This is a genomic window from Nocardia sp. 852002-51101_SCH5132738, from assembly GCF_001665695.1.
In the GTDB taxonomy this organism is placed as follows: domain Bacteria; phylum Actinomycetota; class Actinomycetes; order Mycobacteriales; family Mycobacteriaceae; genus Nocardia; species Nocardia nova.
The window spans coordinates 1-14,545 of sequence record NZ_LZML01000136.1 but is presented as its reverse complement, the minus strand read 5'-3'; the positions used below and the strand labels follow the sequence as shown (position 1 = coordinate 14,545).

The 14,545-nt window shown below is 68.1% G+C and carries 12 protein-coding genes; 6 read left to right on the top strand and 6 right to left on the bottom strand.

The features are described 5' to 3' along the window. Positions 1 to 112 precede the first annotated feature (112 nt). Positions 113 to 1,405, bottom strand: a complete 1,293-nt coding sequence (gene aceA / locus A5789_RS19625) for an isocitrate lyase (RefSeq protein ID WP_030518801.1) — start codon at positions 1,403 to 1,405, stop codon at positions 113 to 115. 503 nt (positions 1,406 to 1,908) lie between these two features. On the opposite strand from aceA, the gene A5789_RS19620 reads away from it, so the two are divergent. Further along, positions 1,909 to 3,054, top strand: coding sequence for a lipase family protein (locus A5789_RS19620; protein ID WP_064904479.1), 1,146 nt, complete (start codon positions 1,909 to 1,911; stop codon positions 3,052 to 3,054). A gap of 201 nt (positions 3,055 to 3,255) precedes the next feature. Beyond that, the gene (locus A5789_RS19615) at positions 3,256 to 4,257 is read left to right on the top strand and encodes an XdhC family protein (RefSeq protein WP_064904495.1); all 1,002 of its coding nucleotides are present in this window, start codon (positions 3,256 to 3,258) and stop codon (positions 4,255 to 4,257) included. A gap of 16 nt (positions 4,258 to 4,273) precedes the next feature. On the opposite strand, the gene A5789_RS19610 is transcribed toward A5789_RS19615, so the two are convergent. From A5789_RS19610 to A5789_RS37920, 5 genes are all read right to left on the bottom strand, one after another. Further along, positions 4,274 to 4,870, bottom strand: a complete 597-nt coding sequence (locus A5789_RS19610; RefSeq protein WP_064904480.1) for a UbiA family prenyltransferase — start codon at positions 4,868 to 4,870, stop codon at positions 4,274 to 4,276. Positions 4,871 to 5,079: 209 nt separating this feature from the next. Next, positions 5,080 to 6,033 (bottom strand): hexose kinase, encoded by a 954-nt coding sequence (locus tag A5789_RS19605; RefSeq protein ID WP_227462676.1) that lies wholly within the window; start codon positions 6,031 to 6,033, stop codon positions 5,080 to 5,082. Then, positions 6,021 to 7,178, bottom strand: a complete 1,158-nt coding sequence (gene nagA, locus A5789_RS19600) for an N-acetylglucosamine-6-phosphate deacetylase (protein ID WP_064904482.1) — start codon at positions 7,176 to 7,178, stop codon at positions 6,021 to 6,023. Before nagA ends, A5789_RS19605 begins: the two co-directional genes overlap by 13 nt. Further along, a complete protein-coding gene (locus A5789_RS37925; protein WP_064904484.1) occupies positions 7,175 to 8,098 on the bottom strand; it encodes an ROK family protein in 924 nt (307 codons plus the stop codon). Before A5789_RS37925 ends, nagA begins: the two co-directional genes overlap by 4 nt. Next, positions 8,095 to 9,024: an SIS domain-containing protein gene (locus A5789_RS37920; protein WP_064904499.1), complete on the bottom strand. Its 930-nt coding sequence runs from the start codon at positions 9,022 to 9,024 to the stop codon at positions 8,095 to 8,097. Before A5789_RS37920 ends, A5789_RS37925 begins: the two co-directional genes overlap by 4 nt. 173 nt (positions 9,025 to 9,197) lie before the next feature. On the opposite strand from A5789_RS37920, the gene A5789_RS19585 reads away from it, so the two are divergent. The 4 genes from A5789_RS19585 to A5789_RS19570 all read left to right on the top strand — a co-directional run. Next, complete coding sequence (locus tag A5789_RS19585) at positions 9,198 to 10,442, top strand: extracellular solute-binding protein (RefSeq protein WP_064904486.1); 1,245 nt, start codon at positions 9,198 to 9,200, stop codon at positions 10,440 to 10,442. Next, positions 10,439 to 11,335: a carbohydrate ABC transporter permease gene (locus A5789_RS19580; protein WP_063019469.1), complete on the top strand. Its 897-nt coding sequence runs from the start codon at positions 10,439 to 10,441 to the stop codon at positions 11,333 to 11,335. Before A5789_RS19585 ends, A5789_RS19580 begins: the two co-directional genes overlap by 4 nt. Continuing rightward, positions 11,332 to 12,183, top strand: a complete 852-nt coding sequence (locus A5789_RS19575; protein ID WP_030518792.1) for a carbohydrate ABC transporter permease — start codon at positions 11,332 to 11,334, stop codon at positions 12,181 to 12,183. Before A5789_RS19580 ends, A5789_RS19575 begins: the two co-directional genes overlap by 4 nt. Before the next feature lie 352 nt (positions 12,184 to 12,535). After that, positions 12,536 to 14,545: DNA-directed RNA polymerase subunit beta (locus A5789_RS19570; protein ID WP_231953351.1), on the top strand; the 2,010-nt coding region annotated here is incomplete at its 3' end.

Here is a 14,545-nt window from a genome sequence, read left to right as displayed (position 1 = left end):
AAGGGCTGCGGGCGCTCGTTGCAGGAGTGCCCATATCTGGTGGTGAGGTGAACCGGCGACAGCTGCCGCCGGTTCAGGTCACCGTCGCCCGGGAGGGGCGACCGGGTTCAGCTCAGTGGAACTGGCCCTCTTCGGTGGAGCCCTTCAGGGCCGCCGTCGAGGTGTTCGGGTCCACGGTGGTGGCGATGGTGTCGAAGTAGCCGGCACCGACCTCACGCTGGTGCTTGATGGCGGTGAAGCCACGCTCGGCGGCAGCCTTGAACTCGCGCTCCTGCAGGTCGACGAAGGCGGTCATACCCTCGCGGGCGTAACCGTAGGCCAGGTCGAAGGCCGCGTAGTTGAGCGAGTGGAAGCCCGCCAGGGTGATGAACTGGAACTTGAAGCCCATCGCCGCCAGCTCGCGCTGGAACTTCGCGATGGTGGCGTCGTCCAGGTGCGCCTTCCAGTTGAAGGACGGCGAGCAGTTGTAGGCCAGCAGCTGGTCCGGGAACTCGGACTTGACGCCCTCGGCGAACTTGCGGGCGACCTCCAGGTCCGGAATACCGGTCTCCATCCAGATCAGGTCGGAGTAGGGGGCGTAGGCCTTGGCACGCGCGATGCAGGGCTCGATGCCGTTCTTGACGTGGTAGAAGCCCTCGGCGGTGCGCTCACCGGTGATGAACGGACGGTCGCGCTCGTCGACGTCGGAGGTGATCAGGGTGGCGGCCTCGGCATCGGTGCGGGCGATGACGACGGTCGGGGTGTCGGCGACGTCGGCGGCCAGGCGAGCCGAGGTCAGGGTGCGGATGTGCTGCTGGGTGGGGATCAGCACCTTGCCACCGAGGTGGCCGCACTTCTTCTCCGACGCCAGCTGGTCCTCCCAGTGGGTACCGGCGGCACCCGCGGCGATCATGGCCTTCTGCAGCTCGTAGACGTTCAGCGCGCCACCGAAGCCGGCCTCACCGTCGGCGACGATCGGCACGACCCAGTTGTCGACCGAGGTGTCGCCCTCGACCTTGGCGATCTCGTCGGCGCGCAGCAGCGCGTTGTTGATGCGGCGCACGACCGACGGCACCGAGTTGGCCGGGTACAGCGACTGGTCGGGGTAGGTGTGGCCGGACAGGTTCGCGTCACCGGCGACCTGCCAACCGGACAGGTAGATGGCCTTCAGGCCGGCACGCACGGCCTGCACGGCCTGGTTACCGGTCAGAGCGCCGAGCGAGTGGATGTACTCGCCCTCGGCGTTGACGCCCTCCCACAGCAGCTCCGCACCCCGGCGGGCAAGCGTGTGCTCCTCGACGACATTGCCCTGCAGCTGCACGACCTGCTCGGCCGTGTACTCGCGGGTGATGCCCTTCCAGCGCGGGTTGGTGTCCCAGTCCTTCTGGATCTCCGCAGCGGTCTTCGGGGTGCCGACGTTCGACATCTGATGACTCCACTTCTTCGTTCGGTCTCGGTTGCCCCGCTCGCCGAACATCCGCGCCGACTACGGGTCGCGATGTCCGAACTCTGCTGGAGCGGCAATTTGCAGGGTTGCTATGCCCATCGGGTGTACTTCCACACGATGGCACAACTAAAAATTGCCGTCTACCTGTTGCAAGTGTGAATCTCGGCTAGCTTTGCGGGGGTCTTTGCTAAGTCTGCAAAATTTGCCTGTTAATTGCACGCCCCACTTCTACTGGCGAGTAGGCCTGACATGCGGTTTTACGTAACGCCCGTACTGTTTCAGTGAGCCTTACCACCGCGGCGATTCGGGAGCACGCATTGCCGACTGTGAGGACCTTCACAAGCGCGGGCGGCTGCCCTCGGTGTGCGCCGCGCCACTCCCGGCTCCGTACGATTCGGACATACCTCGGCGGCTCGAACGAGCGGCTGCGACACTGATCGTCGTGCCCCAGGGGTCGGCACCGGAACCCGGAAAGGAACACGATGCGCACACTGTGGACCGCGGTCGCGGGCGTCGCCTGCTCCCTGGCACTGGCCGCGACGGCCGCCGTGATCGAGGCGCCCGGCGCCGCGGCAGACACGCCGGCGGTGCAATCGGTGGAGCCGCTGTCCGCGGCCGCGACGCCGCCCGGCTCCGTGGATTCCCAGCGCATCCTCTATACGACGAGCACGGTCGGGAATCAGCCGACGGTCGCGAGCGCCGCGGTGTATTTTCCGCCGGGCCCGGCTCCGGCCGGCGGCTGGCCGGTCGTCGCGTGGGCGCACGGCACGGTCGGCCTCGGCGACAGTTGCGCCTACAGCATCGCCGGCCCCGGCGCCGTGGATCGGGACTGGGCGTATCTGGGCACCTGGCTGAAGCAGGGCTACGCGATCGTGGCCGCCGATTACGCCGGCCTCGGCACCCCCGGCGATCACCCGTATCTCAACGGCGTCGTCGAGGCGCACAACGTGGTCGACGCCGTGCGGGCGGCCGTCGGCCACTACTCGCAGCTGTCGCGCGAATGGGTCGTGGTCGGCCAGTCGCAGGGTGGCGGCGCCGCGATGTTCACCGCGCGCTACGCGACCGAGTTCGGTGGCCCCGACCTCGACTATCGGGGTGGCGTCGGCACCGGTGTACCGGCCTATATCGAGGACATCCTGATGCCGCTGGGCCCGGGCATCCCGCCGGTGAAGCTGAGCCCGCACACCACCGGATACGTTCTCTACATCCTGAACGGCCTGCGCACCACGTTCCCGGAACTCGGCATCGAGTCCTTCCTGACCGACTCCGGCCGGAACTGGCTCGACCGCGCGAAGGACGAATGTCTCACACCCCTCGGTGACGATCTGGCCGCCGCGGGCGTGGTGATCGGCGATCTGTTCACCCGCCCGTTGTCGCAGATTCCGAATCTGCACGGTTTGCTGTCCGGCTACCTCGGCTTGCCCGAAACCGGTTACGACAGGCCGATTTTCATGGGCCAGGGCCTGCGCGACACCGATGTGATCACCCCGGAGACACTGCGCTACGCGGGGGTTCTGACCGCCAACCGGCAGCCGCTGACCTTCCGGATCTATCCCACCGATCACGACGGCACGGTGAACGCCTCACTGGTCGATTCGTTGCCGTTCGTTCGCGGCCTGTTCGCCTGACGGTACAACTCGGTCGGTTATTCGGTTGTGCTATGTCACAGCCGGATTCCCGCGCCGATCGGTGCCCGTCGGGGAATTCCCATCGCCGACACGACGCCGCGCACGGGAGCGGTTATCGTGGCCCTCACGTGTGACGATCTGGCGACGGGACGCGACGACCGGCGGGCCCGCCCACTCGCGCACGCTGATCGGGAGCATGTGATGCGTGACATCGTCGAGGACCTGCTACGGGTCTGGCACAGCGGCCGCACGGGCGGCCTGGCAACCCTGGTCCGCACCTTCGGAAGCTCCCCCTTACCGGTGGGCTCGGCGATGCTCGTCGACCCCGACGGCGGTGTGCACGGATCGGTCTCCGACGGCTGCTACGAGGCCGCCGTCTACGAGGCTGCGGTGGAGGCCGCGCGCACCGGCCACCGAGAGCTGCGGCGCTTCGACGCGACCTCCGGATTCGATGTGAGCGCGGAATGCGGAACCATCGACGTGTTCGTAGAACCGTTCTCCCGCAACGACTTTCCGGAATTCGCGGCGGTGGCCGGGGATATCGCGCGGCACAAGCCCGTCACGGTGTTCACCGTCGTGTGGCACAGCGACCCGGAGGTGATCGGCCAGCATCTGGTCACCGACCGCCGGCACAACACCGAGCTGGTGTCGCTGCCGGAATCGGATGTGTTCGTCTCGTCCCACACCGCGCCGCCGCGACTGATCATCTTCGGCGCCAATACCTTCGCCGCCGCCTTGACGACCCAGGGCCGGCTGCTCGGCTACCGCGTGACCATCTGCGATCCGCGCGAGGCCTTCGCCGTGCCCGCCTCGTTCCCGGGCGCGGAAGTGGTGGTGGACTGGCCGCACCGCTATCTCAACGCCCAGGCCGGGATCGGGGCCATCGACCGCACCACCGCGATCGTCGCCGCGACCCAGGACCCGAAGTTCGAGATCCCCCTGCTCACCGTCGCGCTGCGCCTACCCGAGCTGGGCTATCTGGGCGCGCTCGGCTCGCATTCGGCGCACGACCATCGGCTCGAGGCATTGCAGGCCGGCGGATTCGGCGCCGACACGCTGGCCCGGTTGCACGCGCCGGCGGGCTTCGACGTCGGTGCCCGCACCCCGATGGAACATGCCGTGGCGATCGCCGCCGAACTGCTCGCGGTGCGGTCCGCGGGTTCGAGGCGGACCCCGGCACACGCCACCGCCGCCGCCTCCTGATCGTCCGGGGCCGACCCTAGGGTTCGAACCAGTCTCGGGCCGAACGTCGCAGCAGCAGCCCGGCGACCAGCACGGAGACCACCGGCCCGAGCCAGCCGGGCGGGCGGCCAACGACGATCGAGGGCACCGTCCACAGTGCGTTGAGCACCGCGAGCAGAACCGCGCTGATCCGGATGCTCGCGCCGACGGCGCCGAAGGCCAGGGCGACCGCGCCCAATATCCAGCTGGCGACGAACGACAGCCCGGTGATCAGCGCGACATGCCACCCGGACACCCAGCCCGCGGTGACGGTGCAGCCGACGCCGACCACGGCCAGGCCGAGCGCGAGGACCTGCGCCGCGCGAACCGTGAAAGGCATCCGGGGGATCGGCACGTCGTCGGCAGGGGTTGCGGCGCCGGGCTCCGAGACGGAGTCGGACTCGAGGGCGGGATCGGACTCACGAGCGGCATCGGACTCACGAGCGAGGTCGGACTTACGAACGGCGTCGGACTCACGGGCGCGATCGGACTCACGGGCGTGGTCGGGCTCGAGCGCCGGGTCCGTGGCAGGCGCGAGGTCGCGGCCGGTGACCGGCTCGGGAGCGGCAGCGGGGTCTGGTGCGGGGTCGGGCATCAGCTCACCTCTTCCGGAAACTCCGGTTCGACGATCCTCTGGTTCGGCGATCCGAGGCACCGAGCATCGGCCCACGGCACGCAGACAACGACAAGCCCGTTCGCAATGTACCGCCCGCCACCGCCGCGGTCACCGCACGGACGCGGCGCGGCGCAATCCCCCTCGGCCCGAGCCGCCCCGGGGCCCGAGGCAGCGCCGCACCGGAAGGGTCAGCGGTTGCCGACCGGATCGGCCAGCTTCTCGACCACGACCTCCGCGAGCACCCGCTGCCGCAGCGACAGGTCGATCTCGCCGGCCACGGCCATCACCACCGCCGCGGCCGAGGTGGCAACCGCATCGGCGAGTATCGCGGGCCACTCCGGCCGGTCGGGTCCGGCCAGCGCGGCGATCACCGCCGCGGCCGCGGCATCACCGGCCCCGGTCGGATTGCCGCACAACGGCTCGGGCAGAACGGCCGACCACGCGCCGTCCGGTGTCACCGCGACCATGCCGTCGGAGCCCCGCGTCGCGATCACCGCTCCCGCGCCGGCGCCCACCAGCGCGGCGGCCGCCGCGGCTACCTCCTCGGTCGTGGCCGGGCGTGCCCCGGTCAGTCCCGCGAGTTCGTCGAGATCCGGCATGAGGATCACCCCCGGCACCCGGGCGGCGGCTTCGAGGGCGAGACCGTCCACATCGCAGATCACCGGAACCCCGGCGCCGAGTCCGATGCGGGCCAGGTCGGCGGGTAGCGACGCGCGCACGCCGCCGGGCAGCGATCCGGAGACGACGATGCCACCGGCCTCACCGGCCAGCCCCCGCAATCGCACCAGCAGTTGATCCACCGCATCGGGATTGGTGAGTCGCGCCCCCGGTTCCCACAGCGAGGTCGCCGAGCCGTCGTGACTGTCGCTGATCACGACGGTGCGCCGCACCCACGGCAGTGCGTGCACGAAGTCCACCGGCAGTTCTCGTTCGGCGGCGGCGGAAAACGTATGATCGGCGAAACCAGTTGCGCGCGAATATTTCCCGATCTGAGTGAGCACCCGGGTGACATTGAGGCCCTTACCGCCGACACGCTGCTCGACCGACGAAACCCGATGTGCCCGTCCGGGTTCGAAGTTCTCGACCCGATAGGTCATATCGTAGGCCGGGTTCAGCGTCACGGTGAGGATCACCTCAACCACTGTCCTCGTCGCAGCACCGCGCGCAACTCCAGATCCGAATCGACCACCAGCACATCGGCGAACATCCCCGGCCGCAGATCACCGACTGCCGTCGCGCCGATCGCGGCCGCCGGCGTCGTCGCCGCCGCGCGCACCGCGTCGACCAGATCCACACCGCATTCGTGCACCGCCCAGCGCAGGCACTGCAATTGCGTCGCGGTTCCGCCGGCCAGGGCGCCGCTCGGCACGCGCGCCACCCCCGCTTCCACATGGACAGCCTGCGGGCCGAGACGGTAGTCACCGTCGGGCAGACCGGCCGCCTGCATGGCATCGGTCACCAGCGCCACGCGGTGCCGCGCCGTCGCGAAAACCAGTGCCCCGAAACCGGATTCGATATGCACGCCGTCTCCGATCAATTCGACCACCACATCCCCGGCGGCCGCGCCCACCAGTGCGGCGGCGACCGCGCCGGGCGCGCGATGGTGCAGCGGCGCCATCGTATTGGCGAGATGCGTGACCAGAGCACCGGATCCGTTGGGCGCCAATGCGTCTCGGAACTGTTCGTAACCGGCGTCGGTATGGCCGAGCGCCACCACCACGCCGTGTTCGCCGAGTTGCGCCGCGGCGGCGGCGAATCCAGGGCGTTCGGGCGCGAGCGTCATCACGCGCAGATGTCCGTCCGCGGCCTCGAGCAGGCGCCGGATCAGTCCGGGGTCGGGATCGCGGAGATAGCGGGGATCCTGTGCACCACAGTGCATTTCGGAAAGGAACGGACCTTCGACGTGAATTCCGGCGATCTCACCGCTGGTGGCCACCTCGCGCAGGGCCGCGACCTGGGCCACCATCGTGTCGGGTGCGGCGGTCACGATGCTCGCCAGCACCGTCGTGGCCCCCTGCCGATGGTGGTAGCGCGCCGCCGCGCGCGCCTGTTCCGGATCGGTGGTGTCGAATCGGTGGCCGTATCCGCCGTGGTTGTGGATGTCGACCAGACCGGGCAGCAAGGTCCCGAGATGCGGCGGCGGTTCGGCGCCCCGGTTGCCGAACGTCCATTGCGCGAGGGGCCGCACCGCCTCGATGCGACCGTCCAGCACCTCGAGCACCGCATCGTCGACGACCCCGGCCGAGGTGACCACGCGGCCGCGAAGCACCGGCTGTCCATCGTTCATTCGAGGACCTCCAGCCGGGCATACCGGGCCGCGCCCACCAATCCGGCCCGCGCACCGAACGCACCCGTGACGACCTGCGGAACCGGCGCCACTCGCACCAGCCGCTCCAGACGCGCGCGCAGTCCCTCGCTCAGCACCGGCCCGGCGCCCGCCAGCCCGCCACCGAGCACGATGCGCTGCGGGCAGACCGCGTGCACGACCCCCAGGAGTCCGTCGGCCAGCGCGTCGATCGCGTCGTCGACCACGGCCCGGGCGTGCGCATCGTCCGGCAGAGCCGCGAAAACCGCTTCGGCGCCGTCGATGTCGCGGCCGGTGCGCTCGCGGTAGGCCCGCGTGATGGACGGGCCGGAGGCCACGGTTTCCACGCACCCGATATTTCCGCAGGAGCAGCGTCGCCCGTCGTGCCGCACCGGGATATGCCCGTATTCACCGGCCTGCCCGGCGCCACCGCGCACGAGCCGCCCTCCGACGACCAGTGCCCCGCTGATTCCGGTGCCGAGATTCACCACCAGCACATCGTCGGCGCCGCATCCGGCACCCAGGCGCCACTCCGCCCAGCCGGCCAGGATCACATCGTGTTCGATCAGTATCGGAAATCCCCACCGGTCCTGTAATCGACTGCCCACCACCACATCTCGCCAGCCGATATTGCTGCTGAACACCGCCAGCGACCGTGCGACGTCCACGATGCCCGGCAGTCCGATCGCCCCGCGACGCAGGCCGGCCCGTGTCTCGTCGGAGACCTCGGCCAGCAATCGGTCGCCCAGCGCGGCCATGGCGTCGAAGGTCCGCTCACCGCGCGGGGTGGGCACTGTCGCGGCGGCCTCGACCCGGCCGGTGGAGTCGCTGATCTCCGCCTTGATCGTGGTTCCACCGACATCCATGGCGAGGACCGGATCGAGCTCCCTCGCTTCGGTCATCGCAGGATCACCGATCGCCGCAGCCCGCGCGGATGGTCGGGATCCAGTCCCAGATCCGCGGACCGCAGCAGGCACAGCCGATGCACGCGCACGAGATCGGCCATCGGATCGATATCGCGATATTCGACATGAGCTCCGGTAGCGGCGATGTCCTCGCGCAGCCCGGCGGCGACGGGCCCCAGCGCCCACACCGCACGACCCGGTGCCGCGATGCTGATGGGACCGTGCCGATATTCGGTCGCGAGATACCCTTCCGCCCAGGCCCGGCAGGATTCCCGCAATTTCAACCCCGCCTCCTCGGCCAGCGCCGCGGCGAAACCCATTCCCACGAAAGTGATCTGCTCCGCGTTGCGGACGGCGGCCGGCACGCTCGACTCGGCGGCCTCGTCCAGGACCGCGCGAGCCTGTTCGATCGCCGGCGCCAGATCCTCCCCCAGATGCCACCGCAGTATCGCGAGAGCCGTTGTCGCGAAACGGGTTTGGACCACCGAACGCTCGTCGACCGCGTCGATGAGGATCGGGTCGGCGAGCTCGAGTACCGGCGTCCCCGGACTGGAGCAGATCACGGTGCGCGCCACCGTGGCAGGCATCGCCCGCATCGCGTCGACCACCTCGGTGGTGGTACCGGAACGGCAGATCACCAGATAGCGGTCGTAATCGCGGCCACCGCGCACCGCACTCGCCGGCCACGCGTCGGTGAGACCGTGGCCGGCCGATTCCCGGAGTTCGGCGATCGCGCACGCCATGAAGTAGGAGGTGCCGCAGCCCACGACCGCCACCCGCTCGCCGGGGCTCGGCAGCAGCGTTCGGTGCTCTGCCGCGACCGCCGCGGCCCATGCCCAGTCGTCGGGCTGGGTGGCCACCTCGGCGGCCAGGTGGGGCCGGGGCGGATGCGTGCGATCCGAGCTCTCGGTGGAGGGCGGCACGGTCTCAGAATCGGACCGCGATTCGATCATGTCAACTTTCCCGCGAATCGTCCCGCGCGACCGCCGCCCCGGTTAGATTCGGACGAGCCGGACCGGTCCCCGCCCTCCGGCATCCGCCGATGTCCCGCGAATGCCGCAGGTGACGGTTGTACGAAGGGGAAGGTTGACGCTTGGTGTCCGGTCGGCCGCGCGGTGCGTTCGCGATCGCCGCGGTTCTCGTCGTGCTGTCGGTGACCGTCGCCGCCTGCGGCTTCCGCGGCCGCAGCACCGACGATTCCGATCCCGGCGCACTGGCACTGCTGGTGCCCGCCTACAGCGACGCGACCCGCGCGGAGTGGGCTGCGATCATCGCGGGCTTCCGCGCACAGAATCCGCAGATCACGATCCATCTTCAGGTCGAATCGTGGGATTCGATCAACGAGGTGGTCCGCACCGATCTGCAGTCGGTGACGACCACACCCGACATTCTCGGCATCGACGCCTACTCCGCCTACGCGACCGACGACATGCTCTATCCGGCCACCGATATCGCCGACCCGGCGGTCCTGCACGACATCGACCCCGGCTTCGCCCGCAACGCCTCCATCGGCGGAACCCAATGGGCGCTACCGCTGTTCGCCTCGACGCGCACGCTGTTCTACAACACGGACCTGTTCGCCCGCGCCGGCATCGCCGCCCCGCCGCGGACCTGGTCCGAGTTGCGCGAGGACGCGCACCGCATCCAGGCCCTCGGCGGCGGCATCTCCGGTTACGGCCTGCCGCTGGGCAGTGAGGAGGCGCAGGGCGAGACGTCGATCTGGACGTTCGGCGCCGGCGGCAGCTGGTCCGCCGGCGCGACCCTCACCGTCGACACCGACGCCAACCGCGAAGGGGTGCGGGCGATGTCGGAACTGGCCGCGGCGGGCGACACCCAGCCGAATCCGGGCTCCACCGATCGCAAGGACGTGATCAACGCATTCGTCCAGGGCCGGATCGGCATGATCGAAGGTTTGCCGCCGGTATTGGGCATGATCGACCGGCAGAATCCGGCGTTGCGTTACGCCACCGCACCCTCACCGACGAAAACCGGCGCGCCTGTCACCCTCGGCGTCGCCGACCACTTGATGGCGTTCCGTAAACACGGCAACAAGCAGGCCGCGATCCGGCAGTTCCTGAACTACTTCTATTCACCTGCGGTCTACTCGGAATTCGTGCGGGCGGAGCACTTCATCCCGATCACCACCTCCGGAACTCGCGCGCTCGCCCACGATCCGGTGACCGAAACCTTCGCCGCCACCCTGCCGGTCGCCCGCTTCTACCCCTCCGCCGATCCGAAATGGGCCGCGGTTCAGGGCGCGATCCGCCAGCAGATGGGCACGGTGGCACAGGGCGCGGACCCGGCGGAGGTCCTGCGCCGCATCGCGCGGGCGGCGGAATGAGGAGCCCACGCGGCCGCACCGGCTCCGCGATCCGCGCCCTGCCGTGGATCGGCCCGGTGATCATCCTGATCGCAGCGGTGGTCGCATTTCCCGCCGGATACATGCTCTGGACCAGCACCCGCGATCTCAGCCCCTACGGTCGTGATCGCGGCTTCGCCGGGACGGCCAACTTCCGCCGGCTGTTCGGCATCGAGGAGCTCGGCAGCGTCCTCGCCCACACCGTCGTCTGGGTGGTCGCCGTCGTGCTGATCACCCTGGTGGTTTCGGCGGCGCTGGCGCAATTTCTGGCTCTCGACTTTCCCGGCCGTACCCTGATCCGGCTGGCGATCCTGGTGCCGTGGGCGGCCTCGGTGGTCATGACCACGAGTGTGTTCGCCTATCTGCTGGATCCGGAGGTCGGCCTCGCCAATCGCCTCCTGGTCGATATCGGTGTGCTCGATCGGGGTTTCGGGTTCACCAAAGAGCCGGGATCGGCCTTCGCGGTGGCGATCGCGGTCGCGGTCTTCGTGTCGATCCCGTTCACCACCTATACGATTCTGGCCGGGCTGCAATCGATTCCGGCGGAAGTGGGCGAGGCGGGCCGGGTGGACGGCGCGTCAGCGTGGCAACGTTACCGATATCTGACGCTGCCGCAGCTACGTCCGGCGATCGCGGTCGCCACCGTCGTCAACATCATCAACGTCTTCAATTCGCTGCCGATCCTGCAGGTGCTGACGGGCAGTATCGCCGGATTCTCCGCCGACACCACAACCACGTTGACCTACAAGCTGATTCGGCAGAATCAACAGCTGGCCACCGCCGCCGCGATGAGTGTGCTGAACTTCGCGCTGATCGCCGTGATCATCGCGGTCTACGTGAAACTGGTCCGGCCGACCGCGGAAGCCGGCGCATGACCACCCGCGAACGCGCCGTGCGGAAACCGAAGCGGCGCTGGGGACTGACCGCGGCCGGTGTCGTGATCGCGGCGGTGTTTCTCGTCCCGTATCTCGTGATGGTGCTCGGATCGCTGAAACCCCGGTCGGAGATCCTGCGCATTCCGCCGGCCTATCTGCCGGATCGGTGGCGGCCCGCGAACTACGCCGATATGTGGCATACCCCGGAAACGCCGCTGCCGTTCAATATCGTCAGCACCCTGGCCATCTCGGTGCTCGCGACACTGCTCGTGCTGGCCGTGGCCGTGCCGGCCGCGTATTACACTGCGCGACGGCACTTTCCGGGAAGGGCCGCCTTTCTCGGCGCGGTGCTCGTCACTCAGATGCTGCAGCCGACGGTGCTGGTGACGGGCCTGATCCGGGAGTTCTTCGCCGTCGGCATCAACGACACCTGGTTCGCGATGATTCTGGTGAACGCGGCGTTCAACCTCTCGTTCGCGGTGTGGATCCTGCACAGCTTCTTCGCCTCGATTCCGGTGCAGATCGAGGAAGCCGCGCAACTCGACGGACTGTCCCGCCCGCATATTCTGCTGCGAATCAGCCTGCCGCTGGTATGGCCCGGAATTGTCACCGCGACGATTTTCGTCTTCGTCTCCTGCTGGAACGAATTCGCGGCGAGCCTGGTGGTGCTGACCACTCCGGAAAATCAACCGCTCGCGGTGGCGCTGACGAAATTCGTCGGCCAATACGACACCGCCTGGCAATTCGTGTTCGCCATCTCCACCGTCGGCATCGTGCCGGTTGTCGTACTGTTCGCCCTCATCGAGAAGCGGCTGGTCGCGGGCCTGACCGCTGGCAGCGTGAAGTGATCGCCACGACACGCCGGTCCTGGCGACAATCGACTTGACGAATCGCATATACGGCTGCCATTATTGAAGTGGGAAGGCACCGATAATGCGGTGTCTTATTCTTGTCGCGCTCTCGACAACCTTCTCTTTGCGGTGTACTTTGGGACCTCCCGCAGCCCGGATGCCCGCCAACTCTCGAAATACGAAACAGCCGTGGACAGTGATGCAATCTGCGCGTCACCGACCATCGGCTCGGCCGAGGCATGTTCGGACGACATCCGGTGCGGATTTGTGCATACAGCCCCTACAGGACAAGCAGATCTCGTGCCGGTCACCCATGTCGTGACCGCGCGCGGTGCTGGAAGGACGCGCCTTGACAATCCCGAAACGACTCTCGTTCGCGAAACTCACCGAGCCCCTGGAAATTCCGGGGCTGCTCGAGGTTCAGACCGATTCGTTCGCCTGGCTGGTCGGAGCGCCCGAGTGGCAACGGCGCGCGGCCGCGCGCGGCAATGACTCGATGGGCGGGCTCGCCGAGGTGCTGGCCGAGGTCAGCCCCATCGAGGACTTCTCCGAAACGATGTCGCTCACACTCTCCGATCCGCGCTTCGAAGAGGTCAAGGCCTCGATCGAGGAGTGCAAGGACAAGGACCTGACCTACGCGGCGCCGTTGTTCGTCACCGCGGAGTTCGTCAACAACAACACCGGTGAGATCAAGTCGCAGACGGTCTTCATGGGTGACTTTCCGATGATGACCGAGAAGGGCACGTTCATCGTCAACGGCACCGAGCGCGTGGTCGTGTCGCAGTTGGCGCGTTCGCCGGGTGTGTATTTCGACGAGTCGATCGACAAGGGCACGGAGAAGACGCTGTACTCGGCGCGGGTGATTCCGTCGCGCGGTGCGTGGCTGGAGTTCGATGTCGACAAACGCGACACCGTGGGTGTGCGGATCGACCGCAAGCGTCGTCAGCCGGTCACCGTCCTGCTCAAAGCGCTGGGCTGGAGCAGCGAACGGATCGCCGAACGCTTCGGATTCTCCGAGATCATGACCACCTCACTGGCCAAGGACAACACCGCCAACACCGACGAGGCGCTGCTCGACATCCACCGCAAGCTGCGTCCGGGCGAGCCGCCGACCAAGGAGTCCGCGCAGAACCTGCTGGAGAACTTGTTCTTCCGGGACAACCGCTACGATCTCGGCGCGGTCGGCCGGTACAAGATCAACAAGAAACTCGGGGTGCACGGGGGCCGCACGGGTGGTCCGCGCGTGCTGACCGAGGACGACATCGTCACCATCATCGAATACCTGTTGCGTTTGCGCGCAGGCGATTCCACGATGACCGCGGCCGGTGGGCCGGAAGTTCCGGTCGAGGTCGACGATATCGACCACTTCGGCAACCGGCGGGTCCGCACGGTCGGCGAGTTGATCCAGAATCAGATCCGCATCGGGCTCTCGCGGATGGAGCGGGTGGTCCGGGAACGGATGACCACGCAGGACGTCGAGGCCATCACTCCGCAGACCCTGATCAACATCCGTCCGATCACGGCGGCGGTCCGCGAGTTCTTCGGCAGTTCACAGCTGTCGCAGTTCCTGGACGAACGCAATCCACTGGCGAGTCTGACCAACAAGCGCCGACTCTCGGCGCTGGGGCCCGGCGGCCTGAGCCGCGAGCGCGCCGGCCTGGAGGTTCGCGATGTGCACTACAGCCACTACGGCCGGATGTGCCCGATCGAGACGCCCGAAGGGCCGAGTATCGGCCTCATCGGCTACCTCTCGGTGTACGCGCGGGTCAATCCGTTCGGTTTCATCGAGACTCCGTACCGCCGGGTGGTCGACGGCGCCGTCACCGACGAGGTCGACTATCTGACCGCCGACGAGGAGGACCGGCACGTCGTCGCCCAGGCCAATGAACCGCTCGACGCCGGAGGCCGCTTCGTCGCCGCACGAATCCCGGTGCGGCGCAAGAATTCCGAGGTCGAGCTCGTCGATTCGAATCTGATCGACTATATGGATGTCTCCCCCCGCCAGATGGTGTCGGTCGCGACCGCCATGATTCCGTTCCTCGAGCACGACGACGCCAACCGCGCCCTGATGGGTGCGAACATGCAGAAGCAGGCGGTTCCGTTGCTGCGCACCGAAGCTCCGCTGGTCGGCACCGGTATGGAGCGGCGGGCCGCCGTCGACGCCGGAGACCTGATCGTCAACGAGAAATCCGGTGTGGTGGAAGAGGTTTCGGCCGACTACATCACCGTCGCGCACGACGACGGGACGCGGCGCAGCTACCGGCTGCGGAAGTACTCGCGCACCAACCAGGGCACCTGCGCCAACCAGCGTCCGATCGTGGACGAAGGGCAGCGGGTGGAGCACGGCCAGGTTCTGGCC

What these genes read in the sequence shown, in the direction of transcription:
- A5789_RS19615 (WP_064904495.1), top strand. Translation starts at nt 3,256, where the DNA reads ATGCGTGACATCGTCGAGGACCTGCTACGGGTCTGGCACAGCGGCCGC.
- aceA (WP_030518801.1), bottom strand. Translation starts at nt 1,405, where the DNA reads ATGTCGAACGTCGGCACCCCGAAGACCGCTGCGGAGATCCAGAAGGAC.
- A5789_RS19575 (WP_030518792.1), top strand. Translation starts at nt 11,332, where the DNA reads ATGACCACCCGCGAACGCGCCGTGCGGAAACCGAAGCGGCGCTGGGGA.
- A5789_RS37925 (WP_064904484.1), bottom strand. Translation starts at nt 8,098, where the DNA reads ATGACCGAAGCGAGGGAGCTCGATCCGGTCCTCGCCATGGATGTCGGT.
- A5789_RS19620 (WP_064904479.1), top strand. Translation starts at nt 1,909, where the DNA reads ATGCGCACACTGTGGACCGCGGTCGCGGGCGTCGCCTGCTCCCTGGCA.
- nagA (WP_064904482.1), bottom strand. Translation starts at nt 7,178, where the DNA reads ATGAACGATGGACAGCCGGTGCTTCGCGGCCGCGTGGTCACCTCGGCC.
- A5789_RS19610 (WP_064904480.1), bottom strand. Translation starts at nt 4,870, where the DNA reads ATGCCCGACCCCGCACCAGACCCCGCTGCCGCTCCCGAGCCGGTCACC.
- A5789_RS19580 (WP_063019469.1), top strand. Translation starts at nt 10,439, where the DNA reads ATGAGGAGCCCACGCGGCCGCACCGGCTCCGCGATCCGCGCCCTGCCG.